The sequence below is a fragment of the Kribbella sp. NPDC054772 genome (genome assembly GCF_053611945.1).
The window spans coordinates 118,467-143,463 of record NZ_JBSHBJ010000008.1; the positions used below are offsets into that span (position 1 = coordinate 118,467).

A 24,997-nucleotide genomic window follows, 5' to 3' on the forward strand; every position below is an offset into this window, starting at 1 on the left:
TCCCACCTCGCCACCCCGTCGTCCGGGTCCAACAACTGCTCCATCCATCCTCCTGGGGCGAGGGTGTGCGGCGGTGGCCGGCGGGGTAACCCGGACGCCCGCGGGTCACCTGGTCAGCAGCGGCTGCGACTACGGCTCCTACTGCGGCTTCTGCTGCGAGAGCGGCTGTGCTTCCGATGCTTCCTGTGGCATCGGTTGGACATCAGCGGTTCGATGCGTGCCATGGTGTTCACCCCCCTTCTCATCCTGGTCTGTGCTCCAGGTCTGTGACGATTGACGACGGCCGGTGCTGGTCGGGGCGGGTCAGGGTGACCACCCGGTCGGCGATGCTCGCCAGCTCGCGGTCATGGGTGACGATCAGGACAGTGCGATGCGCGGTGGCGCTCTGGATCGCCTGCACCACACCTGTGGCGGACCGTGGATCGAGCGATGCCGTCGGCTCGTCGAGCAGGACCATTGGCGCGTGCGAGACCACCGCCCTGGCGATCGCGATCCGTCGGCGCTGGCCGCCGGACAACCGGACGCCGTTCTCGCCGAGCGAGGTGTCGTAGCCGCGTGGTAGTCGGCCGATGAACTCGTCGACCAGTGCGGTCCGGCCGGCTTCGAGGACATCGGCCCGGGTGGCCGCAGGATTGCCGAAGGCAATGTTCTGCGCCACCGTCGCGTCGAGCAGCCAGGGGTCCTGCGGGACGTAGGCGAACCGGTTCCGCACGGTGAGCTGCTGGCAGTAGCGCACGTTCACGCCGTCGATCAGGACGCGGCCGGCGTCGACGTCGTACAGCCGGAGCAGCAGGTGCAACACGGTGCTCTTGCCGACGCCGCTCGGCCCGATCAGGCAGACCGTCTCGCCGGCCGCGATCCGGAGGTCGAAGTCGTCGAGGACGGATTGACCGGACTCGTACTGGAACCCGACCCTCTCGAAGCGCACGCCTCTGACCAGCGGCGGCGCGACCCACGCGCCGGGCCGATCGTTGACGGCCTCGGTGCAGTCCAGCACCTCGCGCACCCGGCCGGCGCTCGCACCGGCCTTGGCCATGACCGCCGACAGCCTGGTCAGCCCGCGGATCGGGGAGTACAGGTCGCGCAGGTACGCGGTCACCACCAACAGCCCACCGACGGTCAGTCCGCCGTGCAGGACGGACAGCCCGCCCACCACGAGCACGAGCGCGGAGCCGACCGAGAGCAGGATGTCGGCCACCGGGGCCCAGCGCGCGTCCACTCTGACCGCGCGCAGTTCGACGTCCAGGACCGCGCGGTTGCGCCGCTCGAACTCACCGGTGGCGTGATCGATCCGTCCGAACGCCTGTACGGCGCGCACGTTGCGCAACAGGTCGACCGTCGACGCGGTCATCCGCCCGGACTCGGCCCGCGCATCCAGTTGCGCCGCTCGGATCCGGGCCCGTTGCCGGACCGCCAGCCCACCGAGCACCGGCACGACGGTCAGTCCGATCAGGAGGAGACCCGGGTCGAACGCCAGCAGCAGAGCGAGTACGCCGACCAGCATCACCGCGTCGGGCAGGAACGACGTGGTGATCGCGACCACGCCGTCCAGGATCCGGCCCACGTCGGTGGTCAGCCGGGACACGAGTTCGCCGCTGCGCATCCGGTCGTGCCACCGTAAGGAACGTGTCATCGCGCGCTCGAACATCAGCGCCCGGAGTGCCGCGCCGATGCGTTCGGCCGCGCCCTCGGCGGTCCGCATACTCGCCATCTCGAGGAGTCCGTCGACGGTCACGAGGACGACCGTGGCGGCGCCGGCCAGGACGAGCAGCTGCGCCGGCGACAACCCGTCCAGGGCTGCGAACCGCCCGGTGAGCGGCTTCGACCCGAGCGCGTGGTCGACCGCCAGCGCCAGGGGCCAGGGGCGGAGCAGCGCGACCCCGACCTGAAGGATGACGAGGAACGCTGCGCCGGCCAGGGCCAGGGAGTGCGAGCGGACCGCGGGGGCCGCCACGCTGAGGCTCAGCGGCGCTTTCATCATTCAACAATCGCGGCCACGACAGCCCCGCCGCTATTGCACTTTTGGGCTAGCACTCCCCGGTCGCTGGCCGTCAAACGTTTGTCGCAGTCGATGACGAAAAGCGGTTGAGACCTGCTCACGCAGTGCAGATCGACCTATCATCCACAGTGGGGGGGACTACAGATGTGGGGCTACGGGGATCTGCGTCGAAACAAGCGGGGACAGCGGGCGACCGGATGATCCGGGTGCTGGTGGTCGACGATCATGACATCGTGCGGACCGGGCTGTGTCAGCTGCTGGCAGCCACCACCGATCTGGTCCCGGTGGGCAGCGCGGCCAATGGCGCAGAGGGAGTGACGCTGGCCGCGCGATTGCTCCCGGACGTCGTGCTGATGGACCTGTCGATGCCGGTCCTGGACGGGATCGCCGCCACCGAACGCATCGTCGCGGCGAATCCCCGGGCCCACGTCCTGGTACTGACGTCGTTCAGCGACCGCAACCGCATCGTGGCCGCACTGGACGCCGGCGCGGAGGGGTACCTGCTCAAGAACAGTCCGACCGAGGCGATCCTGACGGGCATCCGGCAGGTGGCCGCCGGCGGCTCGCCGCTCGATCCGCTGGTGGCCCGGGAGTTCCTCACCAGCCGACGACTGTCACCGCGGGACATCACCTTCACGAGTCGCGAGCTGGAGGTTCTGGAGATGCTCAGCGGCGGCCTACCGAATCGAGCGATCGCACAGCGGCTAGGGATCAGCGAACGGACTGTGAAGGCCCATCTGACCAGCATCTTCCACCGGTTGGGCGTCGCCGACCGGACGCAGGCCGCGCTCTGGGCCCAGCGGCACGCCAATCACTGAGCGCCATTCACTGGGCGCCGGGCACCGGTGTGGAACCGCGGGTTCTGACCTGCTCGAACGCGTAGTACACGGCAAGCAGGAACACCACGAGCAGCGTCAACTGCGCGGAGATGAACGAGATGCCGATCGTCGCGCCGTAGATCACCGTGCCCATCGAGTAGCGGATCACCGACCTGCGGGCCTGGCGCTTGGTCATGTCGTGCTCGACCAGGTGGTTGCGCAGGACGTACCACCAGATCAGGCTGAACGCGATCGCCGCCAGGGTCAGGTTCGCGCTGTAGACGGCGGCCGCGACGTTCGCGTTGATCGAGTCGTCCTCGAGGTGCTCCGCGAACAGGCTCGTCGGGAACGGCAGCAGCGTCGCCCAGAGCAGCAGCAACAGGTTCAGGAACATCAGCCCGCGGTCGGCGCGCTTGATCTGCCGGAACATCGAGTGGTGGTTGACCCACATGATGCCGAGGATCGCGAAGCTGGTCAGGTACGCCGCGAACTGCGGCCACTCGTCCAGCAACGCCGGCCACAGGCGTTCACCATCCTCGAGCTTCGGGCTGTGCAGTTCGAGGACGAGGAGGGTGATCGCGATCGCGAAGACGCCGTCACTGAAGGCTTCCAGGCGCGCGGTCTCGGCAAGGTCGGACGAATTACTCACGGCCACATAGTCTGAGCCAGCGCTGTCAATCCGTCGACAGAGAAACCGCTGTCCAGCTGATCGCCGGGAGCGTAATCGTCAGCTTGCCGTCCCGCAGCCGGGCGTCCGCCGGCTGCGGGGTGACGCGGTCGGGCTGCGTGGCTGTGTTGGTCGCGAGCGGGTCGGCGTCGTGGATGAGGACGGCCTCGTCGATCGTGGTGACGCCGGCGCGGCTGACGTCGACGGTGACCTCGACCGGGCCTTCGGTCGAACGGTTGACCGCGAAGACGGACAGACGGCCCTCGTCGTACGTCGCCACGGCGTCGACCGCCGCCACGTCGCCGTACGCCGCGGTGGTGACCGTCGGCGAATCGGTCTGCAGGTGCAGTACGTCGCCGGCGGCGAGCCGCGAGGTGATCGCGAACGGGTGGAACGTCGGCTGCTTCCACGCCGCGCCGCCGGGCTCGGTCATGATCGGCGCGATCACGTTCGCCAGTTGGGCCAGGCAGGCGACCGCGACCCGGTCGCTGTGCCGCAGCAGCGAGATCAGAAGGTTGCCGACGACAACGGCATCGGTGACGTTGTACTGGTCCTCGATCCGCCGCGGCGCCACCTCCCACTGGTCGCCCGGACCGTCGGTGCTGCGCGAGCGGTCGGAGTACCAGACGTTCCACTCGTCGAACGAGATGCCGATCTTCTTGCTGCTCTTGAGCTCCGCGCCGACGTGGTCCGCGGTGGCGACGACTGAGTCGATGAAGTGGTCCATGTTCACCGCCGACGCCAGGAACGAGGCCGTGTCGCCGTCCTCGTTGCCGTAGTACGCGTGGCAGGAGATGTAGTCGACGAACTCGTAGGTCTCCCGCAGTACGTCGCGTTCCCAGGTCCCGAACAGCGGCATCTTCGATGACGACGAGCCACACGCGACCAGTTGCAGACCGGGCTCGATCATCCGCATCGCCCGCGCCGTCTCGGCCGCGAGCCGCCCGTACTCCGTCGGCGTCTTGTGCCCGACCTGCCACGGACCGTCGAGTTCGTTGCCGAGGCACCACAGCTTGATCCCGTACGGCGACGCGCCGTGCTGCTCGCGCAGATCGGACAGGGCCGTGCCGCCCGGGTGGTTGGTGTACTCGAGCAGGTCGAGCGCCTCCTGGACGCCCCGGGTGCCGAGGTTGATCGCCATCATCGGCTCGACGCCGGCCTTCGCGCACCAGCGGCTGAACTCGTCCAGACCGAACTCGTTGGTCTCGATGCTGTGCCAGGCCAGGTCCAGCCGCCGCGGCCGCGACTCGCGCGGGCCGACGCCGTCCTCCCAGCGATAGCCGGAAACGAAGTTTCCGCCGGGGTAGCGGACCACGGAAACGCCCAGCTCACGGGTCAGTTCGAGGACGTCCTTGCGGAAACCGTCCTCGTCCGCGGTGGCGTGGCCGGGCTCGTAGATGCCGGTGTAGACACACCGGCCCATGTGCTCGACGAAGGTGCCGAACGTCCGCCGGTTGACCGGCGCGATCCGGAAAGTGGGGTCCAGGGTGATGGTGGCAGCGGTCACGGGGGAGACCCTTCTACATCGGTGTAGTACATCGATGTAGAAGATCATGGGGGCCGGAGCGGTGGTCGGTCAAGAGGTCGATTCGCGAACGTGCAACTCGTACGGCGCGACGATTTCCTCCGGGGTGGAGTCGTCACCACTCATCCGGCGGACCAGCAGGTCGACCGAGGTCCGCGCGATCTGCACCCGCCCGGCGTCGACCGTGGTGAGCGTCGGACTGCTGAACGCCGACTCGTCGATGTTGTCGAAGCCGGCCACCGCGACGTCCTCCGGAACACGGATTCCGCGCCCGGCGAGCGCGCGGATCGCCCCGAGCGCGAGCAGATCGTTCAGCGCGAACACCGCGTCGAACTCGACCCCCCGGTCGACGAGTTCCGCGATCGCCTCGGCCCCGCTCGACCGGCGCCACGCCCCTCCGGAAACCGCGAGCTCCGCGGCAACGGGGACGCCGTACTGCGTGAGTGTCTCGGCGTAGGCGCCGTACCGGATGGCTGCGGTGCCGACCTGCTCGCCGGGGCGGATGCCGAGTACGGCGATCCGCCGGCGGCCCTGGTCCAGGAGATGGCGTACGACGGCCTTCGTACCCTCGACGTTGTCGATCATCACGTGGTCGACCGGGCCGTGGAAGATCCGCTCGCCGAGCAGCACGATCGGCGTGGAGGTCTGCAGTTCGTCGACGTCCTCCGGGCCCAGGCCGAGCGGGCTGTAGAGCAGTCCGTCGACGAGGTGGCCGCGTGGGCGCGCCAGCGCGGTCAGTTCGCGATCGCGGTCGGCGCCGGTGGTCTCGATCATCACGGTGAGGCCGTGCTCGCCGGCCGCTGCGATCACCTCGTCGGCCAGCTCCGCGAAGTACGGGTTGCTGAGCTCGGGGACGGCGAGGGCGATAACGCCGGTCCGGCCGGACTTCAGGTTCCGGGCGGAGATGTTCATCCGGTAGCCGAGCGTGTCGATCGCGGCCAGCACCCTGGTCCGGGTCTCCTCGCGGATGTACGGGTAGCCGTTCATCACGTTCGAGACCGTCTTCGGGGACACGCCGGCCGCGCGCGCCACATCGCGCATGGTCACCGCCATCACATCACCCCTGGCCGCCGGTCGTTGGGCAGCCACGGTAATGCACCCGCGCGGCGCGGTCATCGTTGCTGCCCGCCACGATTCGGGGTGTTAATTAGTAACTACTGTCTGTACTGTGATGGGCGAAAACCTTCATCTTCCGTTCGCCCCCCGGAGGTTGCGATGGTTCGCCGATTGACCGTGGTCTGCCTGGCGCTGGCAGTGGCCGGCCTGGCATTAGTGGTGCCGCAACGAGATTCCCAGGCCGACGAGCTGGCCGGCCCGACCGCGGACCAGCTCCGCATTCGGGCCTCCTGTGAGTCGCAGCTGTCCAACGGGAAGTACGCCCCTGACGAGGACGGATCCGCGTCTGTTGCCGTGTGCAAGTCCGGCGACGCGGTGCACTGGACCGCGGACCTCGACATCGATTGTGACGGGCAACGAACGACGCAGTGCAGCGAGGACACCGACCCGTCGTTCCAGCCCGACACCTCGTTCCATCAGTCCGACGGACAGCCGCTGAACTCGGCCGGGTTGCCGTTCATCGTCGTACCGCTGCCGAGCTCGATCTGGAAGTACGGGTCGGCCGGGATCGCTGGTGGGACAGTGGCTGCGGTCGTCTATCAGGACAAGGTCGCGTACGCCGTGGTCGGTGACGAGGGTCCGACCGGGATCATCGGCGAGGGCTCGTACAAGTTGGCGCAGCAGCTCGGGATCGACCCGGACCCGGCGTCCGGTGGTGTGGACGGTGCGGTCGTCACGTACATCCTGTTCCCGGGTGTTACGGCCGCGCCGATCGAGAGCGCGGCCGATGCGGTGAGCAAGGGTGAGACGGCTGCGAACGCGTTCGTGAACGGTGCTACAGGCCAGTAAGCAGTCAGCGGTCGGTCAGGGCGCGGCGCCGCTGGGTGACGTCGGTCAGGGACTGGGGTTGCCAAGCGGCGTCCGCGCGGTACACGTCGGTGCCGGGCGGGACGATCTCGTCGATCCGGTCGAGGGTCTTGTCGTCGAGCGTCAGTTCCGCCGCCTTCAGCAGGCCCTCGAGCTGCTCCATCGTGCGCGGACCGGAAATCACCGACGTGACCGCCGGATGCGTGGTGACGAACGCCATCGCAAGCTCGGGCAACGTCGTACCGATGCCGTCGGCAACCTCGACCAGGTGCTCGACGGCGTCGTACTTCGCCGCGTTCGCGGGCAGCGCCGGGTCGAACCGATCGGGCGCCAGCGCGGCGCGACTCGAGGCCGGGTCCAGCGGCTGGCCCTTCCGGAACTTTCCGGAAAGGAAACCGAAGGCGAGCGGGCTGTAGGTCAGAACGCCCATTCCGAGTTTCCGGCAGGTCGGCAGCACGGAACGCTCGATGCCGCGGGCCAGCAGCGAGTACGGCGGTTGGTTGGTCCGGAAACGCCCGTAGCCACGGGTTTCCGAGACGTGGCTCGCCTCGACGATGTCCTCGGCCGGAAACGCCGAACAGCCGAACGCCCGGATCTTTCCGGCGCTCACCAGGTCACTCAGCACCCACAGCGTTTCCTCGATATCCGTGGTGTGGTCCGGCCGGTGCACCTGGTAGAGATCGATCCAGTCCGTGCCGAGGCGGCGCAGGCTGTCCTCGACGGCGCGGGTGATCCAGCGCCGCGAGTTTCCGCTCCGGTTCCGGCCCTCGCCCAGCGGAAAGTGCACCTTGGTCGCGAGGACGACGTCGTCCCGGCGGCCCTGGAGTGCCTTTCCGACGATTTCCTCGGACTCGCCGGCGGAGTACATGTCCGCGGTGTCGACGAAGTTGATCCCCTGGTCCAGCGCGTGGTGGATGATCCGGACGCAGTCCTCGTGATCCGGGTTTCCGACCGCACCGAACATCATCGCCCCGAGACAGTGCGTACTGACCTCGATCCCGGTCCCACCCAGCGTGCGATAGCGCATGACAGCAGCTCCCTAGCGTTCCGATCCGTGATGTCCCGCACGATAGTGTCCTGAGTCGGACGTTCGACTCAGGACACTAGGAGCTAGAGCGCTGTCTAGGTCAAGTGCTGCCTACAGTGGGCGCCATGGACATTGCTGGGCTGGATATCGCTGGATTGTGGGATCCCGAGCCGGGGTGGCTGAACACGGCGTCGTACGGACTGCCGCCGAAGCCGGCCTGGGAGGCGTTGCAGGCGGCGCTCGCCGACTGGCGGGTCGGTGCGACGAGTTGGGAGCCGTGGGACGAGTCGACCACCCGCACGCGCGCCGCGTTCGCCCGGCTGGTCGGGGCCGAGGTCGCGGACGTGTTCGTGGGCAGCACGGTGTCCGCGGCGGTGGCTCCGATCGCGGCCGCGTTGCCCGACGGGGCGAAGGTGCTGACCGACGACGTCGAGTTCACGTCCAACGTTTTCCCGTGGGAGGTGCACGCGGACCGGGGCGTCGAGCTGATCGCCGTACCGGGTGATCAGGTGCTGGCGGCGATCAAGCCGGGGATCGACGTGGTGGCTGTCAGCGCTGTGCAGTCGGCGACCGGCGCCGTCCTCGACCTGCCCGCGGTAGTTGCCGCGAGCAAGCAGATCGGTGCGCTCGTGGTGATCGACGCGTCCCAGGCCGTGGGCTGGCATCCGATCACCGTCGACGGTGTCGACGCGCTGATCGTCCACAGCTACAAGTGGTTGATGGCGCCCCGCGGCGCGACGGTCGGCTACCTGTCCCCACGCCTGCAGGAGCGCTGCCGTCCGTCGGCGGCCGGTTGGTACGCCGCCCGCGACGTGCACGGTTCGTACTACGGCCCGGTGATGGAGCTCGATCCCGGCGCGCGCCGGTTCGACCAGTCACCGGCCTGGTTCAGCTTCGTCGGCGCCGCGCCGGCGCTTGAACTGGTCGAGCAGATCGGGGTCGACACCATCAACAGGCACAACCTCGCGCTGGCGAACGACTTCCGCGCCGGCCTCGGCCTCCCGCCGTCGAACAGCGCGATCGTCAGCACGAGCCTCCCCGGCGCGCAGCAAGCGTTCGACGCCGCCGGAATCCGCGCCGCGGTCCGCGACGGAAAACTGCGCGCGTCGTTCCACATCTACTCCACGAACGACGACGTACAACTCGCCCTCGAGGCCCTCAAGCCGCTGTTGTGAGGCCCTGGAGGATGGTCCAGGCGCGGGTTAGGGTGCCGCTCATGGGTGGTGGACTGAGTATCGGGCAGGTGGCCGAGCGGACCGGGCTGAGTGTGCACGCGCTGCGGTTCTACGAGCGCGAAGGGCTGCTGGCGGATCCGGTCCGGCGGGAGTCGAACGGGCGGCGCGTCTACACCGAGGACGACGTCGACTGGCTGACCATGTGCATCAAGTTCCGCTCGTCGGGAATGCCGCTGGACACGATCCGGAAATACACCGATCTGGTGCGCCAAGGACCCGGAAACGAGCAGGAACGGTTGGCCCTGCTGCGCAGCCACCAGGACTACGTCAGCGCCCAGATCGCGGAGCTCAACGAGTGCCTGGGCGTGATCACCCACAAGGTCACGATCTACGAGGAGCACGTCGACGCCGGCACCGCCGACTGCCTGTGGGTGAGTCCGTCCACACAGACAGCCAGCGAAGCCTCCTGAGCACACCGCCGGGCTAGGCCCGCATGGCCGATTCCATCGCGGCCAGGGTCGTGCGCATGTTCGCCGCCAGCTGGTCGAGCCGGCCCTGGATGACCTCCGCGGCCCGGTCCGGGTGCTCGACGGCGCCGATCCGCATCCCGCTGTTGGCGGGTCCGTGCGTGAAGGTCTGCCGGACGAGCGTCCGGGACCCGCGGCGCTCCAGTTCGTACTCCCAGTGCGCGAACGGCTCCTCCTCGCCGCCGTACACGTCCCACCCGAAGCGGTACGGCGCCTCCGCGACGGTGACCGTGCAGGTCACGTATGTCTCGAACCCGTCGGCGAAGCGGTTCCGCGCCTCGAAGCGGGCGCCTTTCTCGATCGTGTCGTCGAGCCAGGCGCCGTAGTAGCACTCCGGGCTCCACTCGCCGTACCGGTCGATCGCGGTGATGCCGGACCAGAACTCGTCGATCGGCAGGTCGATCAGGACCTCGACACCGGTGGTCGCACCGGTCACTCCGTAGTCGTTCATGCCCGGTACGTCGGACGCGCCGCGGCGGGCTCGACATTTACGCGATCCGGGCGGCTGTAGAGATTCAGGCTCCGGTTGCGGATGAAGCCGGCCAGTGTCAGACCGGACTCAACGGCGAGGTCGATCGCGAGTGAACTCGGGGCCGAGACCGCGCCGAGAACCGGGATGCCGGCCATCACCGCTTTCTGGGCGAGCTCGAACGACGTCCGGCCGGAGACGATCAGGATCAGGCCACGGGCCGGGACGTGGCCGTTGAGGAGAGCCCAGCCGATGACCTTGTCGACCGCGTTGTGCCGGCCGACGTCCTCCCGGACGACGAGCAGGTCGCCTGTCGCGGTGAAGAGCCCGGCCGCGTGCAGGCCGCCGGTGCGGTCGAAGACCTGTTGCCTGGCGCGGAGAGCGTCGGGCAGCGTCGCGAGGACGTCGTACGCGATCTGCACGTCGTCGGCTGCCGGGGAGTACCGGGTCTTGGTGCGGACCGCGTCGAGGGAGGCTTTGCCGCAGACACCGCAGGACGACGTGGTGTAGAAGTTGCGCTCCACGCCCGTGACCGGGGCCGGGACGCCGGGGGCGAGGCCGAGGTCCAGGACGTTGTACGAGTTGCGACCCTCGTCGTCGCGGGAATCGCAGTACCGGGCGTCACGAATGTCATCGGGTTTTCCGATCACGCCTTCGGTCTGCAGGAAACCGTGTGCGAGTTCGACGTCGTGACCGGGGGTTCGCATGGTGACTGCGAGAGGCTTTCCGTCGACGCGGAGTTCGAGCGGTTCCTCGACGGCGATCGAATCCGGGCGTGAGCGCTCGCCGGCGGGGCTGAGCCGGACGACCGGGCGGCGGGCGATCAGCCGCCCCACGGACGTGCCCCTGGGTCGAGCGGCAGCAGGCGGGCGGCGATGGCTTCGGACGGGCCCGGCGCGACCACGGCGAGCGCGTCGGCGCCGGCGGGACCGCGGAGCATGGCGGCACCACCATGACCGATCGGTACGGCGCCTTGTGGCGTGAGGCGGACCGGGACGAGCCGTGTGCTGGTCGGGTGGCACGGGATGCCGCCCGGGACGGCGATGTGCGTGAGCTCGGGGAGCGGGAGGCCGCGCATCCGGCTGATGGCGGCGCCACCGAGCGTCAGGAAAGCAACGAGCGCGGCGAACGGGTTGCCGGGGAGACCGAGCACCAACCGTCCGTCGGGCAGCTGCGCCAGCGCCTGCGGATGACCGGGGCGGCAGGCGACACCGTCGACGATCAGTTCGGCGCCCAACTCGGCGAGCGCGGGCCGCAGATGATCGGCCGGGCCGGCGGCAGACGACCCCGACACGAGAATCAGGTCAGCCTGACTCTCACGCAGAGCGTCGATCAACTCAGCCCGTGAATCTCCCAAATGCCGAACCGCACCAGGGCCCGCGCCGGAAGCCGACGAGCCGCCGAGGGCGGCGGGCGAGGCGGGGGACGGGGGCGAGGCGGGGGACGCGAGGCCTGCGCAGGCGGTGGTTGAGGCGAGGGGTCTGGCGCCGGCTTGGGTGATGAGGGTGGGGAGCATGGGGCCGATGGCGTCGCGGACTCGGCCGGGGGTGGAGGGGCCGCGGTGGACCAGTTCGTCGCCGGTGACGAGGGCGGCGACGGTCGGGGGCGGGATGACGGTGAGGCGGTTGAGGCCGACTGTCGCGGCCAGGCCCAGGACGGCGGGGGTGACGACAACACCCGCGGGGAGCAGTTGGTTGCCGGGCGTGCACTCCTCGCCCGCTCGGCGGATGTGCCGACCGTCCTCAGCCGGCCCCTCCAGCCGGTCCCCGGTCACACCCGCGTCTTCCGAGCGATCCGTCGACGTCGCTCCCGCGTTCTCCGAGCGATCCGCCGGCGTCACGACCGCGTCTTCTGAGCGGACCACCGATGTTGTGCCTGCGGGTAGCGTGGCGCCGGTGACGATGCTGGTCGCCTCGCCGTCCTCGAGTGCTCCCGGATCTGCGGCTCCGGCCTGCACGTGGCCGATCACGCGCCACGGTCCGGCGCCGCGGACGGCGTACCCGTCCATCGCTGCTCGGTCCACGGGTGGGACGGCCACCGGGGACACCAAGGGGGTCGCCAGTACGCAGCCGCCGGCCGTGTCCAGGCCGCGGCTCGCCGCCTTCCCGACCCGCGCCGCCGCGTGCGCCAACCGCCGAGCCACGTCCCACGGCACGACATCCCGCTGCGCCCGGAGACCACGGCCTCCGGAGGCTGCACCACCCGGCCCGTCCTCCACCGGACCACCCTCTCCAACCCGCCCCGGCTTGTCGAACCGGTCCCGTTCCCCGGACGTGCTGCCAGGGTTCGGCTGGGCTGTGGGATGGGTCACTGGGTGGCCCGAAGGTGGCGGGCGGCCGCGGCGGCGGCCGGCACCAGGTCGGTGGCTCCGGAGTCGGCGTGGGCAATCAGGGCCTGCTTCATCCGCGGGTCCCAGGTGGCCTTCAGGTGGTTGGCGATCGCGGTGGCGGCGTCCGCGGGCGCCCGGTGCGCAAACTGCGCGGCGATCTCGTTCGCCAGCCGCACGTACGGCGGCACGCCGCCACTCACCGGTTGCCTCCGGCAATGACAGGTTGACGGTCGGCTGCCGGCTCCTGGGTGGAATCGGTGGTTACGGATTCCGGAATCAGGTCGACCTGAACGGCGGTCACCTTGTACTCGGGGCAGTTGGTGGCCCAGTCCGAGTTCTCCGTGGTGACGACGTTGGCTCCGCTGACCGGGTGGTGGAATGTGGTGTAGCAGACGCCGACCGGCATCCGGTCGGAAATCTTCGCCCGGAGCTCCGTCCGGCCCACCCGGCTCGACAGCGCGATCAGGTCGCCGTCGGTCACGCCGCGGACCTCCGCATCGTGCGGATGCAGCTCGAGCACGTCCTCGGGATGCCAGGCCACGTTCGCCGTACGCCGGGTCTGTGCGCCGACGTTGTACTGCGACAGGATTCGGCCTGTCGTGAGGATCAACGGGAATTTCCGCGTCGACCGCTCCGACGTCGGCACGTACACGGTTTCCATGAACCGGCCCTTGCCGCGGGTGAACTCGTCCTCGTGCATGATCGGCGTTCCCTCGGGGTGCTCGACGTTGCACGGCCACTGGATCGAGCCCAGCTCGTCGAGCTTCGCGAACGACACCCCCATGAACGTCGGTGTCGTCAGCGCGATCTCGTCCATGATCTGCGCGGCCGACTCGTAGTGCATCGGGTACCCCATCGACTGCGCGATCTCGCACACGATTTCCCACTCCTGTTTCCCGGTCCGCGGCGCCATGATCGGCCGGACCCGGTTGATCCGCCGCTCGGCGTTCGTGAACGTTCCGTCCTTCTCCAGGAACGACGTTCCGGGCAGCAGGACGTGCGCGAACTTCGCGGTCTCGTTGACGAACAGGTCCTGGACGACGAGCAGGTCGAGCGCGCCGAGTGCGGAAAACACATGCTGCGTGTTCGGATCGGACTGCGCGATGTCCTCGCCCTGCACGAACAGGGCCTTGAACGAACCGTCGATCGCGGCGTCGAACATGTTCGGGATCCGCAATCCGGGCTCGTTCAGGATCGGCGTACCCCAGAGTTTCTCGTAGATGTCACGGACGTCGTCGTCGGAGACGTGCCGGTACCCGGGCAGTTCGTGCGGGAAGGAACCCATGTCGCACGATCCCTGGACGTTGTTCTGTCCGCGCATCGGGTTCACCCCGACGCCCGGCCGGCCGATGTTGCCGGTCGCCATCGCGAGGTTCGCCATCCCCATCACCATGGTCGAGCCCTGGCTGTGCTCGGTGACGCCGAGACCGTAGTAGATCGCCGCGTTCCCGCCGGTCGCGTACAGCCGGGCCGCCGCGCGGACCTTGTCCGCCGGTACGCCGGTGATCTCGGCCACCGCCTCGGGGCTGTGCTCGGGCTGCCCGATGAACGTCTCCCACGCCGCGAAGTCCTCGCACCGGTCGGCGACGAACTCCCGGTCCACCAGGCCTTCGGTCACCACCACGTGTGCGAGTGCGTTGACGATCGCGACGTTCGTCCCCGGCCGGAGCTCCAGGTGGTACGTCGCCTCGACGTGCGGCGTCCGGACCAGATCGATCCGCCGCGGGTCGATCACGATCAGCTGGGCACCCTGCCGGATCCGCTGCTTCATCCGGGACCCGAACACCGGGTGCGCGTCGGTCGGGTTCGAACCGATCACCAGGATCACGTCGGACGCGTCGACGGAACGGAAATCCTGCGTTCCGGCGGATTCCCCGAAGGTCTGCTTCAGCCCGTATCCGGTCGGCGAGTGGCAGACCCGCGCGCAGGTGTCGACGTTGTTGTTCCCGAACACCGCCCGGACCATCTTCTGGACGGCGTACACCTCCTCGTTCGTGGTCCGCGAGGACGTGATCGCGCCGATCGACCCCGGCCCGTACGTCGCCTGGATCTCGCGCAACCGGCGCGCGGTGAACCCGATCGCCTCGTCCCAGGAAACTTTCCGCCACTCGTCCGAAAGCGTGTTCCGGACCATCGGCTCGAGGACGCGATCCGGGTGGCTCGCGTACCCGAACGCGAACCGGCCCTTCACACACGAGTGCCCCTCGTTCGCGCCACCGTTCTTGTACGGCACCATCCGGACCAGCTCGTCACCTCGCAGCTCGGCCTTGAACGAGCACCCGACCCCGCAGTACGCGCAGGTCGTCAACACCGTCCGGGTCGGCATGCCGAGATCGACAACCGACTTCTCCTGCAACGTCGCGGTCGGGCACGCCTGTACACACGCGCCGCACGACACGCAGTCGGAGTCGAAAAAGGACACGCCCGCGCCCGCGGCGACCTTGGAGTCGAACCCGCGCCCCTCGATCGTCAGCGCCAGCGTCCCCTGTACTTCGTCACACGCCCGTACGCACCGCGAGCACGCGATGCACTTGGACGCCTCGAAGTCGAAGTACGGGTTGGAGCTGTCGGTCGGTAGGTCCATGTGGTTCGCGCCGGCCTCGACGCCGGATCCGTACCGGACCTCGCGGAGCCCGGTGACTCCGGCCATGTCCTGCAGCTCGCAGTCCCCGTTCGCGGAACAGGTCAGGCAGTCGAGCGGGTGGTCCGAGATGTACAGCTCCATCACGCCGCGGCGCAGTTTCCCGAGCCGCTCGTTCTGCGTCCGCACCACCATGCCGTCCGCGACGGGCGTCGTACAGGAGGCCGGCGTACCCCGCACACCGTCGATCTCCACCACGCACAGGCGGCAGGATCCGAACGCTTCGAGGTTGTCGGTCGCACACAGCTTGGGTACGTCGACGCCCGCCTCCTTCGCCGCCCGCATCACCGACGTACCCGGTGGGACCTGCACGGGCACTCCGTCGACGGTCAACTCGATGGTCGCCGCGCCGGGGCGGGCGGGGGTGCCGAAGTCGGGTTCCTTGAGCAAGCTCATGCGCCGAAGTCCTTTCCGAAATGGCGGACGGCACTACGTACCGGCATGGGGGTGAGCCCGCCCATCGCGCAGAGCGAGCCGTCGGTCATCAGTTCGCAGAGGTCGTCGAGTACGACGAGGTTCTTCGCGCGGTCCTCGTCGGCGACGATCCGGTCGATGGTCTCGACGCCGCGGACCGCGCCGACCCGGCACGGTGTGCACTTCCCGCACGACTCGGCGGCGCAGAACTCGAAGGCGAACCGCGCCATCGCCGCCATGTCCACGGTGTCGTCGAACACCACGATCCCGCCGTGCCCGACCATCGCGCCGGCCGCGGCGAACGCCTCGTAATCCATCGGCAGCTCGAACTGCTCGACCGGGAGGTAGGCCCCGAGCGGACCGCCGACCTGCACGGCCCGGACCGGACGCCCGGACGAGGTGCCGCCGCCGAACTCGTCGACCAGCTCGCCGAGCGTGATCCCGAAGGCGGTCTCCACGATCCCGCCGCGGGCCACGTTCCCGCCGAGCTGGAAGACGCTGGTGCCGAGCGAGCGCCCGGTCCCGTACGCCGCGTACGTCGCGGCACCGTCCGCCAGGATCGTCGGAACCGTTGCCAACGACAACACATTGTTCACGACGGTCGGACGGCCGAAAAGCCCTTCCAGCGCAGGGATCGGAGGCTTCGCGCGCACCATGCCGCGCTTTCCTTCCAGGCTCTCCAGCATCGAGGTCTCTTCGCCGCAGATGTACGCACCCGCGCCGACCCGGACCTGCAGGTCGAAGCCGAACCCTGAGCCGAGGATGTCCGGCCCCAACCAGCCTTCCGCGCGGGCCAGCGCGATCGCGGCCCGCAGCGTCGCGACCGCGTCCGGGTACTCCGATCGCAGATAGACGTACCCTTCCGACGCGCCGACGGCGTACGCGGCGATCGTCATGCCCTCGATGAGCCTGAAGGGGTCGCCCTCGATCAGCATCCGGTCCGCGTAGGTGCCGGAGTCGCCCTCGTCCGCGTTGCAGCAGACGAACTTCAGATCGGCGTCGGCGCCGAGCACCGTCCGCCACTTGATCCCGGTCGGGAACCCCGCACCGCCGCGGCCCCGAAGCCCGGAGTCCACAACGGTCTCGACCACGTCGACCGGCGCCATTCCCAGCGCGGTCCGGAGTCCAGCGGTCCCGCCGTGGTTGACGAAATCCGTGGTCGACAGCGGATCGACAACGCCGACCCGGCGGAACGTCAACCGCTGCTGCCGTTTCATCCACGGCAGGTCGTCCACCACCCCGAGGTTGGGTCCCTCGCCCCGCAGCATGCCGGCCGCGATCAACCCGTCCACGTCCTCCGGAGCCACCGGGCCGTACCCGATCCGCCCCGCGGCCGTCTCCACCTCGACCAACGGCTCCAGCCAGAGCATTCCCCGGGACCCGGTCCGCACGACCTCGACGGTGCCGGAAACCGCGGAAATCCGTTCCGCAACCTCGTCGGCACCCACCGACCGCGCGGCGGAATCTTTCGGAACGTAAACCCTCACCGGACCTCCCCGAGCAGCGCGTCCAACCGGGTCGGCGTCACCCGGCCGTGCAGCTTTCCGGAAACTTGCACGGCCGGGCCGAGCGCACAGTTTCCGAAACAGAACACCTCGTCGAGCGTGATCCGGCCGTCGGCGGTCGTCTCACCGAACCCGCACCCGATGCTGCGCCGGGCATGCTCGGCCAGCGCGACGGCGCCCACCGAGCGGCACGCCTCGGCCTGACAGATCGACACCGTGGCGCGCCCGGCCGCGGTACGCCGGAAGTTCTTGTAGAACGTGACGACCCCGTGCACCTCCGCGACCGCGAGGTTCAGCACGTCCGCGATCACGGGGACGTCGGGCTGATCGACGTACCCGAGTTCCTCCTGGACCGCGTGCAGGATCGGGATCAGTGGACCGCGGAGGCCTTGCAGTTCCTCGGCGATCCGGCGCACGCGTTCGGCACGCCCGGGGACCGGGACGGGGACGGAGGCCAAGACGTCACTCGTCATGTATACAATATTCCGTCGCCACAGCGGCACGGTCAAAGCAATGCTGCCTATCACCTGATAGGCAGCAGCTATCAAGTCAGGCTGTACGCCGGTCCGTAGACAGCAGTCGGCCGCTGTTCGAGGAACGCCCAGTAGCGGTCGCCGTAGGACCAGTGCCACCACTCGGTCGGATAGTTCACCAGACCGGCCGCCGTCAGTACGTCGGCCAGCAACGCCCGATGCGTCCGCGCCTCCCGGCTGATGTTGGCTGCCGCGAAGAAGCAGGCCCCGTTGCTCTGCTCGGGGGTCGCGTCGATCGGCGTACCGAGGTCCAACGGGCCGTGTGCGCCCACCAGGGTGAGGTCGACCGCCGCACCCGCCACATGCGACGCGACCTCGACCGGCGACACGAAGCGGCTCGCCAGCACGTGCACGTCGTGGTCCGAGATGCCCGGATGCAGGCGCTCGAGTTCGGCGCGGTAGCCGTCGTAGATCTCACGCTGGCTCTCGATCGGCCGCAGTCCCTCGACGACGTGCAGCCGGATGCCGGCGGGTAGGAACGTGTCGGCCAGCGCGAGCCGATCGGCGACGCTCTCGCGGGCGAACTGCCGGCCGGTCGTCGCGATGTCGCGGGTGAACAGGTCGACCAGCGGCTCGCAGTTCTCGATCGCGGGGATGGCGGTGATCCGGTCGTCGCTCAGCAGGACGGTCATCCGCGCGCCACCGCCGTCCGGATCAGGGTGTTGACGACTTCGGCGTACGACAACCCCGCCGCGGCCCACATTCGCGGGAACTGTGATGCGGGCGTGAACCCGGGGAACGTGTTGATCTCGTTGACCACCAGCTCACCGTCCCGCGGCACGAAGAAGTCCACCCGGGCCAACCCCGCGCACCCGAGGACTTCGAAGACGTCGAGCGCGGTACGTCGCAGCTTCCCGGCCAGCCCAGCCTCGAGCGGCGCCGGTACGACGAACCGCGTGGCACCGCTGTCGTACTTCGCGGTCGCGTTGAAGAACGGCTGCTCCGGATCGGCGTGGATCTCCAACGCCGGCGCGGTCTCGACCCGCCCGTCCGGGAACTCCAGCACCGCGAGATCGATCTCCCGCCCGACCATCTCGCGCTCGATCAGGACGTGCGGATCGATGATCGCCGCGTCCGCGATCGCGGCCTCCAACGACGTCCGGTCGGTCGCCCGCGTGACGCCGAAACTGGACCCGCCGTTCCCGGGCTTCACGAAGACCGGGAACTCGAGTCCGGCCGACTTGAGCTGCTGCAGCGCGGCCTCGGTGTCGATCAGATCCGGACCGCGCAACGTGACGCCGGGGGTGACCGGGATGCCGTGCGCCCCGAGAACCGCCTTGGTCAGGTGCTTGTCCAGCCCCACCGCGCTGGCTGCGATCCCGCTGCCGACGTACGGGACCTTCAGTTGCTCGAGAAAGCCTTGCAGGCGGCCGTCCTCGCCGCCTTCACCGTGCAGCGCCGGGATCGCCACCGCGCACGCCTGCAGGATCTCGACCGCCTCGTGCTGCCCGTCCATCCAGTTGCCGTCGGCATCGATGACCAGCGGGATCGCCGTGTGGCCGAGGAGTTCGACCGCCTTCGCGATTCCCTTGCCGCTGGCCAATGACACCTGGTGCTCCGGGCTGTTGCCGCCCATCACCACTGCGACCTTCATCGGTTGCCCTCCTCGTACCGGCGCGGCACCCGGCTGCCGATGCCGCAGTAGATCTCGTGCGGAATGGTTCCGGCCCACGCGGCCCAGTCGGCCGCGGTCGGCTCACCCGCGGAGCCGTCGCCGAAGATCGTCACCGGCGCACCGGGTTCGACCGCGAGGTCACCGGCGTCGACGACGAACTGGTCCATCGCGATCCGGCCGATCACCGGCATCCGGACGCCGTGACACCACACACTCGCCTGCTGTCCGGCGACCCGCGGGATGCCGTCGGCGTACCCGATCGGGACCAGGCCGATCGTGGTGTCCCGGTCGGCGACGAAGTCGTGCCGGTACGAAACACCTTCTCCCGCGCGGATCCGGCGTACCTGGGCCAGTGTGCTCACCAGTCGCATCGCCGGTCGCAGCCCGAGGCCGATCTCGTCGATCCCGTACAGACCGGCGCCGATCCGGACCAGGTCGCAGTCCGGCGCGTCCAGGGTGATCGTCCCGGCCGAGTTGGCCAGGTGTACGACGCTCGGGCGTAGACCGGCCCGTCGCGCGAGACTCACCCCGGTCCGCAGGAGCTGGAGTTGCCGCGTGCTCTGGACGGCGTCGACCGCGTCGCCGTGCGAGAGATGCGACCAGATCCCGCGGACCGTGACGGCGCCGAGCGCCTCGTAGTGCGCCGCCGTTCGGGTGAGCTCGATCCACTGATCGGGCGCGCTGCCGGCCCGATGCAGTCCGGTGTCCAGTTTGAGGTGCACGAACTGGACGCCCGGAGTCGACGCGACGCGCTGGAGTTCGGCGACGGTCGAGACGCTGACATCCACGTCGACATCGCCGAGCAGCATGAGTTCGGCCGCGTCGTACAGCCAGGCCAGGATCGGTGCGGTCAGGCCGGCGGCGCGCAGTTGCAGCGCTTCGTCGGCGTGCGCGACGCCGAGCCAGGTCGCTCCCGCCTCGACCGCCGCGCGGGCGACCGGTACCGCTCCGTGGCCGAAACCGTCGGCCTTCACGACGGCCAGCACGTCCTGGGACACGCGTTCGCGAAAGGTACGGACATTGGCGCGGATCGCGGACAGGTCGACGACGGCCTCCGTCAATCCGGCGATCCCACGGGCAACCGGGCGGTGGCGGGACTGGACCAGGTACATGCTCGCTATTGTTGTTTCCGGCAACGATTGCGATCATCGGAGCGCGGACGGATGTGTGCGTGCGGCGACTACGACCCTGGTATGACGGCCCTCATCCCGATGAATGAAATTCGTTCGCGACGGTGAACTTTCCGGCTCCGCCGGGGGGAAACTTCCCCGCTACTCGGTGCCGAGGACGAACGTCTGGATCGCGACCACGGCCGCGCCGCGGGCCCATTCGCTGAAGTCCGCGGGCTGCAGGACCATCGGCAGCTCGGCCGCGGACGGGTGCCGATCGGCGTGCAGGCCGGCCAGCAGGTCCTCGTGCGCGACCTCGGCGAGCCGGATGCCTTCGCCGCCGAGCACGACCAGCTCGGGCAGGGTGAAGTTCGCGGCCGCGGCGATCAGTTTGCCGAGCGCGCGACCCGCCCGGCCGACCACCGCGGCGGCGGCCGGGTCGCCTTTCGCCGCCAGGTCGAGAGCTTCGTCGTAGTCGACCGGCCGGCCGAGCGCCGTACCGACCTGATCGGTGACGGCGCCGACGGTGAGCAGACTGAGGGCGCAGCCATGGTGGCCGCGGTCGCAGCGTGGTCCGTCGGGAATGAGCGGGAAGTGGCCGACCAGACCGAGCGTGACGTCCGGGCTGTCGACCGTTCGGTTGTGGACGACGAGGCCGTAGCCGACCCCCGCGCCGATGGTGACCAGGATGAACCGGTCCGAGTTCCGTCCGGCACCGAACCAGTGGGTGGCCTCGGTCAACGAGGTCAGGTCGTTCGCGATCACGATCGGGACGCTGGTGTGCGCGGCGAGCAGTTCGCCGAACGGGACGTCGACCCAGTTCAGGTACGGGCCCCAGCGGACCTCGGAACCGTCCGCGACCCGGCCGCCGATCGAGATGCCGATCCCGGTGAGCGCCGTACCGCCGGGGACCTGGACCGCGAGCTCGTCGGTGAGTTCGAGGACGAGCTCCGCGACCGCGGACGGTGTCGGGTCCGGGATCGGGCGCTCCACGCTCGCGAGCACCTCCGCACGCAAGGTGGTCAGGACGCCGATCGCGGAGTCCCCGGTGAGCTTGATGCCGACGAAATGGTGCGCGTTCGAATCGAGGTCGAGTGGCTGCGACGGGCGGCCGACCCGCGCATCGGTGGGGCCACCCTCGACCTCGACCAGCAGGCCGGACTCGACCATCGGCTTCGTCAACCGGGTCAGGCTGCCGGGGGACAGGCCGACGCGACGCGACAACTCGGCCCGCGACAGCGGCCCGTCCAGCAAGATCTCCAGCGCCACCTGCCGCGAGGGCCCTGCCAGCGGCCGCCACTCACCCATCCCGAAAGGGTAACCGGGGAGACGCCGGGGCGTGACCCGGTCCGCGGTTCTGGCCGCACAAACCCCGGCGTCAGGCTCATCTCGCAGTATGCAACGGTTTCCCGCGCCTGGCTTGGCGACAACGGTGTCAGATCTCAGTCAATATCACCGTCAGTGCGGGAGCTTGCGGGTATCGATCAGTTGCTGCGCGACGTCGCGCAGTTTGGTGTTCGTGTCCTGCGAATAGCGCTTCAGGATCGCGAACGCGCGGTCCCCGTCGACGTCGAAGCGCTCCATCAGGATGCCCATCGCCTGACCGACCAGCTTCCGCGCGTCGACGGCCTGCGCCATCGTCTCCTCGTGCCGGGCGGAGGCCACCGCGACCGAGGCGTGCTGCGCAAGGATGTGTGCGACCGCCTCGTCGTCCGCGCTGAACGCGTCCGGCAGGGGGCTGTACAACCCCAGCACACCGACGTTCGGTCGCGACGCGTCACCGGTCGCCAACGGTACGTCGAGAACGCTGCGGACCCCGAGTGCTGCAACCTTGTCCGCCCACTCGGGCCACCGGTCGTCGGTGCCGGTGTCGCGGATCAGAACGGTCGTGCGATCACGCAGTGCGGTGACCAGCGGGCCACTCTCGGTGCTGATCTGCAGTGCGTACACATCAGCGACGACCGGGTCCGTGACCGCGGCGATCTCGGCCTGCGAACCACGGGTGTACAGCGCCACTCCGGCGTACGTGCAGTTCAACGCCTGGAGGGCGAACTGGACGACGGCGTCGATGGTCTCCTCGACGCCCGGGGCGTCGTGCAACTCGATCGCCAGACGGGCAAACATGTCCGCCGAATTGGCGAGGTCAGGCTCGGTCACGGAGGCTCCAGGACAAGGACGCGCAGTAGGGCACGCACATCATGCAGCCACAGGCCTGCTGAGTGTTAGCCGGAGGGCGCGGTTGGCGGCCCGCGCTGGTTACAGTGATCCGCATGACGGACTTCTCCGGCCTGTGGAGCGGCCGGACGAACTGGCGGCGGGAGTTCGCGGCACCGATGCGTGCCTTCCTCCGGACCGAGGCGGGGAGCTCCGGAGTACTGGCGGCTTCGATCGTGCTCGCGTTGCTGTGGGCCAACATCTCCCCGGGAACGTACGACGAGTTCTGGCGCACCGAGTTGTCGATCGGGCTCGGTCACGACGTGCTCAGCCTGGACCTGCGGGAGTGGATCAACGGCGGGCTGATGACGCTGTTCTTCCTCGTCGTCGGGCTGGAGGCGCGGCGCGAGTTCGATCTCGGCGACCTGCGTGAGCGCAGCCGGTTCGTGCTGCCGATGCTGGCCGGGATCAGCGGGATGGTCGTGCCGGTGCTGATCTACCTGGCGTTCAACGCCGGCGGACCGGGATCGCACGGCTGGGGCGTCGCGATGTCCACCGACACGGCGCTCGCGCTCGGGTTGCTCGCGCTGGTCGGGCGCGGCGTACCGGATCGGGTGCGGGTGTTCCTGCTGACGGTGTTCGTGGTCGACGACCTGCTCGCGCTGGTGGTGATCGCGGTCGTCTACAGCGAGGACATCCGGCTGATGCCGCTGATGCTGGCGATCGTCGCGTTCGTGATCGTCCTGGCGCTGTCGCTGTTTCACGTCCGCAAGGCCTGGATCTACGTCATCCTCGGCGTCCTGATGTGGGCCGCGCTGCTGCAGAGCGGCGTGGACCCGGTGGTCGCCGGACTCGCGATCGGCCTGACCGCACCGGCGTACTCGCCCGGACGGGAGGAACTCGAGGAGGCGACCGGCCTGTTCCGGCTGTTCCGCGAGCAGCCGACGCCGGAGCTGGCGCGGTCCGCGACCGTCGGACTGACCACCACGATCTCGCCGAACGAGCGCCTGCAGTACCTCTACCACCCGTGGACCAGCTACCTGATCGTCCCGCTGTTCGGTTTGGCGAACGCCGGCGTGACGATCGACGCCAAGTTCCTCGCGCACGCGTTCACTTCACCGATCACCCTCGGCATCCTGACCGGGTACGTCGTCGGCAAGCCGCTGGCCGTGACGACCGTGTCCTGGCTGCTCGAACGGCTCACCGGCGGGCGTATCCGGCCCGGTGTCGGGTGGGCCGCGGTCGTGGGCAGCGGAACGATCGCAGGGATCGGCTTCACGGTCTCGTTGCTGATCGCGACGATCGCGTTCGACGGGGCGCAGCTGGCCGAGGCGAAGGTCGGTCTGCTCTCGGCGGTGATCGTGGCGTCCGCGCTGACCTGGGCGGTGTTCCGCGCGGCCAAGCTGCTGTCGCCGCCGAAGAAGGCGCTCGCGCTGCTCGGTGACGCGGAGCAGCTGGTCGACCTGACCGACCCGGTCGATCCGGAGCGGGACCACATCCGCGGTCCGGAGAACGCATCGGTCACCCTGGTCGAGTACGGCGACTTCGAGTGCCCGTACTGCGGGATGGCCGAGCCGATCGTCCGGGACGTGATCCAGGACGACGACCTGCGCTTCGTCTGGCGGCACCTGCCGCTGTCCGACGTCCACCCGCGGGCGCAGATCGCGGCGGAGGTCGCGGAGGCGGCGGCCACGCAGGGCAAGTTCTGGGAGATGCACGACCTGCTGCTCGCGAACCAGGAGAACCTGCAGCCGAAGGACCTGATCGGGTACGCCGAGCAGCTCGGGCTGGACGCCGATCGGTTGCACGACGACGTCAAACGGCACGTGGCGGCCGCCCGGGTGGCGCAGGACGTGGAGTCCGCGGACACCAGTGGCGTCTCCGGTACGCCGACGTTCTTCGTCAACGGTCAGCGGCACTACGGCGCGTACGACGTGGACTCGCTGAAGGCGGCGATCAAGGTCGCGCGGGCGCGGGCGAAGATCAGCACCCGGCGTGGCTGAATCTTGATGAACTAGGTCATTTCTGCCACTGTCGCCGTCCCCGCGGATCGCCGACGCTGGTGCCTCCCGATCCTTGAGGAGGCATCGCATGAAGACGTCCGCCGTGTTGAGTACCCGCGCCGCCGACCAGGCCGCCGCGGTCGCGCATTTCGCCGGCCGGCTCTCGTTCGAGGTGGACGCGGCCGACGTCGCCGCGGACATCGGAGCCGGCGTGACCGGCTGGGTGCTGGTCGACAGCCGGAGCCAGGAGAGCTGGGACCAGGGGCATGTGCCGGGCGCGATCCACCTTCCCCATCGCGAGATCGCGGAGCGCGCGCGGAGCATCGTACCGGAGGGTGTGACCGTGGTGACGTACTGCTGGGGGCCGGGGTGCAACGGGGCGACCCAGGCGGCGCTGGCGTTCGCGCGGCTCGGGTATCCGGTGAAGGAGATGATCGGCGGGTTCGAGTACTGGGCGCGCGAAGGTGGGCCGATCGAGACCGCGGCGGGGATCGAACGGCGGGCGCAGGATCCGTTGGTCGCGCCGCGCGGCGTGGCCTGCGCGTGCTGAAACCCCTGTGAATG

23 protein-coding genes are annotated in these 24,997 nt (G+C 69.2%); 6 read left to right on the forward strand and 17 right to left on the reverse strand.

All coding sequences use genetic code 11. From position 1 onward, the window contains the following. Positions 1 to 241: 241 nt before the first annotated feature. Entirely contained in the window at positions 242 to 1,978 is a 1,737-nt protein-coding gene (locus ACWGID_RS15845) for an ABC transporter ATP-binding protein (RefSeq protein ID WP_452197197.1), read from the reverse strand. Between the two features lie 218 nt (positions 1,979 to 2,196). Here ACWGID_RS15845 and ACWGID_RS15850 point away from each other — a divergent pair, with 218 nt between their 5' ends. Continuing rightward, positions 2,197 to 2,817, forward strand: coding sequence for a response regulator (locus tag ACWGID_RS15850; protein ID WP_452197198.1), 621 nt, complete (start codon positions 2,197 to 2,199; stop codon positions 2,815 to 2,817). A gap of 7 nt (positions 2,818 to 2,824) precedes the next feature. On the opposite strand, the gene ACWGID_RS15855 is transcribed toward ACWGID_RS15850, so the two are convergent. From ACWGID_RS15855 to ACWGID_RS15865, 3 genes are all read right to left on the reverse strand, one after another. Then, entirely contained in the window at positions 2,825 to 3,466 is a 642-nt protein-coding gene (locus ACWGID_RS15855) for a TMEM175 family protein (protein ID WP_452197199.1), read from the reverse strand. Positions 3,467 to 3,491: 25 nt separating this feature from the next. Next, on the reverse strand, positions 3,492 to 4,991 hold the full coding sequence (gene arfA, locus ACWGID_RS15860; RefSeq protein ID WP_452197200.1) for an arabinosylfuranosidase ArfA: 1,500 nt from the start codon (positions 4,989 to 4,991) through the stop codon (positions 3,492 to 3,494). A gap of 69 nt (positions 4,992 to 5,060) precedes the next feature. After that, a complete protein-coding gene (locus tag ACWGID_RS15865) occupies positions 5,061 to 6,062 on the reverse strand; it encodes a LacI family DNA-binding transcriptional regulator (RefSeq protein WP_452197201.1) in 1,002 nt (333 codons plus the stop codon). Between the two features lie 162 nt (positions 6,063 to 6,224). Between ACWGID_RS15865 and ACWGID_RS15870 the strand changes: the two genes are divergently transcribed. Next, positions 6,225 to 6,914, forward strand: coding sequence for a glycoside hydrolase family 75 protein (locus ACWGID_RS15870; RefSeq protein WP_452197202.1), 690 nt, complete (start codon positions 6,225 to 6,227; stop codon positions 6,912 to 6,914). 4 nt (positions 6,915 to 6,918) lie between these two features. Here the strand turns inward: ACWGID_RS15870 and ACWGID_RS15875 are convergent, their stop codons facing one another. Further along, complete coding sequence (locus tag ACWGID_RS15875) at positions 6,919 to 7,959, reverse strand: aldo/keto reductase (protein WP_452197203.1); 1,041 nt, start codon at positions 7,957 to 7,959, stop codon at positions 6,919 to 6,921. Positions 7,960 to 8,084: 125 nt separating this feature from the next. Between ACWGID_RS15875 and ACWGID_RS15880 the strand changes: the two genes are divergently transcribed. Together ACWGID_RS15880 and ACWGID_RS15885 are read left to right on the forward strand one after the other, a co-directional pair. After that, positions 8,085 to 9,134 (forward strand): aminotransferase class V-fold PLP-dependent enzyme, encoded by a 1,050-nt coding sequence (locus tag ACWGID_RS15880; RefSeq protein WP_452197204.1) that lies wholly within the window; start codon positions 8,085 to 8,087, stop codon positions 9,132 to 9,134. Positions 9,135 to 9,175: 41 nt separating this feature from the next. Further along, positions 9,176 to 9,604, forward strand: a complete 429-nt coding sequence (locus ACWGID_RS15885) for a MerR family transcriptional regulator (protein ID WP_452197205.1) — start codon at positions 9,176 to 9,178, stop codon at positions 9,602 to 9,604. Positions 9,605 to 9,617: 13 nt separating this feature from the next. On the opposite strand, the gene ACWGID_RS15890 is transcribed toward ACWGID_RS15885, so the two are convergent. From ACWGID_RS15890 to ACWGID_RS15945, 12 genes are all read right to left on the reverse strand, one after another. Continuing rightward, complete coding sequence (locus tag ACWGID_RS15890; RefSeq protein ID WP_452197206.1) at positions 9,618 to 10,112, reverse strand: SRPBCC family protein; 495 nt, start codon at positions 10,110 to 10,112, stop codon at positions 9,618 to 9,620. Then, positions 10,109 to 10,966, reverse strand: coding sequence for a formate dehydrogenase accessory sulfurtransferase FdhD (gene fdhD, locus ACWGID_RS15895; RefSeq protein ID WP_452197207.1), 858 nt, complete (start codon positions 10,964 to 10,966; stop codon positions 10,109 to 10,111). The genes ACWGID_RS15890 and fdhD overlap by 4 nt, the downstream gene beginning before the upstream one ends. Then, positions 10,954 to 12,348, reverse strand: a complete 1,395-nt coding sequence (locus ACWGID_RS15900) for a molybdopterin molybdotransferase MoeA (RefSeq protein WP_452197208.1) — start codon at positions 12,346 to 12,348, stop codon at positions 10,954 to 10,956. The genes fdhD and ACWGID_RS15900 overlap by 13 nt, the downstream gene beginning before the upstream one ends. A gap of 89 nt (positions 12,349 to 12,437) precedes the next feature. After that, entirely contained in the window at positions 12,438 to 12,659 is a 222-nt protein-coding gene (locus ACWGID_RS15905; RefSeq protein ID WP_452197209.1) for a formate dehydrogenase subunit delta, read from the reverse strand. After that, a complete protein-coding gene (gene fdhF / locus ACWGID_RS15910; protein ID WP_452197210.1) occupies positions 12,656 to 15,496 on the reverse strand; it encodes a formate dehydrogenase subunit alpha in 2,841 nt (946 codons plus the stop codon). The genes ACWGID_RS15905 and fdhF overlap by 4 nt, the downstream gene beginning before the upstream one ends. Then, positions 15,493 to 17,001, reverse strand: coding sequence for a formate dehydrogenase beta subunit (locus ACWGID_RS15915; protein WP_452197211.1), 1,509 nt, complete (start codon positions 16,999 to 17,001; stop codon positions 15,493 to 15,495). Before ACWGID_RS15915 ends, fdhF begins: the two co-directional genes overlap by 4 nt. Next, complete coding sequence (locus ACWGID_RS15920) at positions 16,998 to 17,492, reverse strand: NAD(P)H-dependent oxidoreductase subunit E (protein ID WP_452197212.1); 495 nt, start codon at positions 17,490 to 17,492, stop codon at positions 16,998 to 17,000. Before ACWGID_RS15920 ends, ACWGID_RS15915 begins: the two co-directional genes overlap by 4 nt. Positions 17,493 to 17,563: 71 nt before the next feature. Then, positions 17,564 to 18,184 (reverse strand): M15 family metallopeptidase, encoded by a 621-nt coding sequence (locus ACWGID_RS15925; RefSeq protein WP_452197213.1) that lies wholly within the window; start codon positions 18,182 to 18,184, stop codon positions 17,564 to 17,566. After that, a complete protein-coding gene (locus ACWGID_RS15930) occupies positions 18,181 to 19,146 on the reverse strand; it encodes a D-alanine--D-alanine ligase family protein (RefSeq protein WP_452197214.1) in 966 nt (321 codons plus the stop codon). Before ACWGID_RS15930 ends, ACWGID_RS15925 begins: the two co-directional genes overlap by 4 nt. After that, entirely contained in the window at positions 19,143 to 20,279 is a 1,137-nt protein-coding gene (gene alr / locus ACWGID_RS15935) for an alanine racemase (RefSeq protein ID WP_452197215.1), read from the reverse strand. The genes ACWGID_RS15930 and alr overlap by 4 nt, the downstream gene beginning before the upstream one ends. Before the next feature lie 159 nt (positions 20,280 to 20,438). Next, positions 20,439 to 21,584: an ROK family transcriptional regulator gene (locus ACWGID_RS15940; RefSeq protein ID WP_452197216.1), complete on the reverse strand. Its 1,146-nt coding sequence runs from the start codon at positions 21,582 to 21,584 to the stop codon at positions 20,439 to 20,441. A gap of 150 nt (positions 21,585 to 21,734) precedes the next feature. Further along, complete coding sequence (locus ACWGID_RS15945; RefSeq protein WP_452197217.1) at positions 21,735 to 22,433, reverse strand: GAF and ANTAR domain-containing protein; 699 nt, start codon at positions 22,431 to 22,433, stop codon at positions 21,735 to 21,737. Between the two features lie 113 nt (positions 22,434 to 22,546). Here ACWGID_RS15945 and nhaA point away from each other — a divergent pair, with 113 nt between their 5' ends. Next, positions 22,547 to 24,433, forward strand: coding sequence for a Na+/H+ antiporter NhaA (gene nhaA, locus ACWGID_RS15950; RefSeq protein ID WP_452197218.1), 1,887 nt, complete (start codon positions 22,547 to 22,549; stop codon positions 24,431 to 24,433). A gap of 88 nt (positions 24,434 to 24,521) precedes the next feature. Further along, entirely contained in the window at positions 24,522 to 24,983 is a 462-nt protein-coding gene (locus tag ACWGID_RS15955; RefSeq protein WP_452197219.1) for a rhodanese-like domain-containing protein, read from the forward strand. The last annotated feature ends 14 nt before the right edge of the window (positions 24,984 to 24,997 follow it).

Bases quoted from the DNA above. Each gene is read 5' to 3' on its own strand.
- ACWGID_RS15845 (WP_452197197.1), bottom strand. From the start codon at position 1,978: ATGAAAGCGCCGCTGAGCCTCAGCGTGGCGGCCCCCGCGGTCCGCTCG.
- ACWGID_RS15850 (WP_452197198.1), top strand. From the start codon at position 2,197: ATGATCCGGGTGCTGGTGGTCGACGATCATGACATCGTGCGGACCGGG.
- ACWGID_RS15865 (WP_452197201.1), bottom strand. From the start codon at position 6,062: ATGGCGGTGACCATGCGCGATGTGGCGCGCGCGGCCGGCGTGTCCCCG.
- ACWGID_RS15870 (WP_452197202.1), top strand. From the start codon at position 6,225: ATGGTTCGCCGATTGACCGTGGTCTGCCTGGCGCTGGCAGTGGCCGGC.
- ACWGID_RS15875 (WP_452197203.1), bottom strand. From the start codon at position 7,959: ATGCGCTATCGCACGCTGGGTGGGACCGGGATCGAGGTCAGTACGCAC.
- ACWGID_RS15880 (WP_452197204.1), top strand. From the start codon at position 8,085: ATGGACATTGCTGGGCTGGATATCGCTGGATTGTGGGATCCCGAGCCG.
- ACWGID_RS15885 (WP_452197205.1), top strand. From the start codon at position 9,176: ATGGGTGGTGGACTGAGTATCGGGCAGGTGGCCGAGCGGACCGGGCTG.
- ACWGID_RS15890 (WP_452197206.1), bottom strand. From the start codon at position 10,112: ATGAACGACTACGGAGTGACCGGTGCGACCACCGGTGTCGAGGTCCTG.
- fdhF (WP_452197210.1), bottom strand. From the start codon at position 15,496: ATGAGCTTGCTCAAGGAACCCGACTTCGGCACCCCCGCCCGCCCCGGC.
- ACWGID_RS15920 (WP_452197212.1), bottom strand. From the start codon at position 17,492: ATGACGAGTGACGTCTTGGCCTCCGTCCCCGTCCCGGTCCCCGGGCGT.
- ACWGID_RS15925 (WP_452197213.1), bottom strand. From the start codon at position 18,184: ATGACCGTCCTGCTGAGCGACGACCGGATCACCGCCATCCCCGCGATC.
- ACWGID_RS15930 (WP_452197214.1), bottom strand. From the start codon at position 19,146: ATGAAGGTCGCAGTGGTGATGGGCGGCAACAGCCCGGAGCACCAGGTG.
- alr (WP_452197215.1), bottom strand. From the start codon at position 20,279: ATGTACCTGGTCCAGTCCCGCCACCGCCCGGTTGCCCGTGGGATCGCC.
- ACWGID_RS15940 (WP_452197216.1), bottom strand. From the start codon at position 21,584: ATGGGTGAGTGGCGGCCGCTGGCAGGGCCCTCGCGGCAGGTGGCGCTG.
- nhaA (WP_452197218.1), top strand. From the start codon at position 22,547: ATGACGGACTTCTCCGGCCTGTGGAGCGGCCGGACGAACTGGCGGCGG.
- ACWGID_RS15955 (WP_452197219.1), top strand. From the start codon at position 24,522: ATGAAGACGTCCGCCGTGTTGAGTACCCGCGCCGCCGACCAGGCCGCC.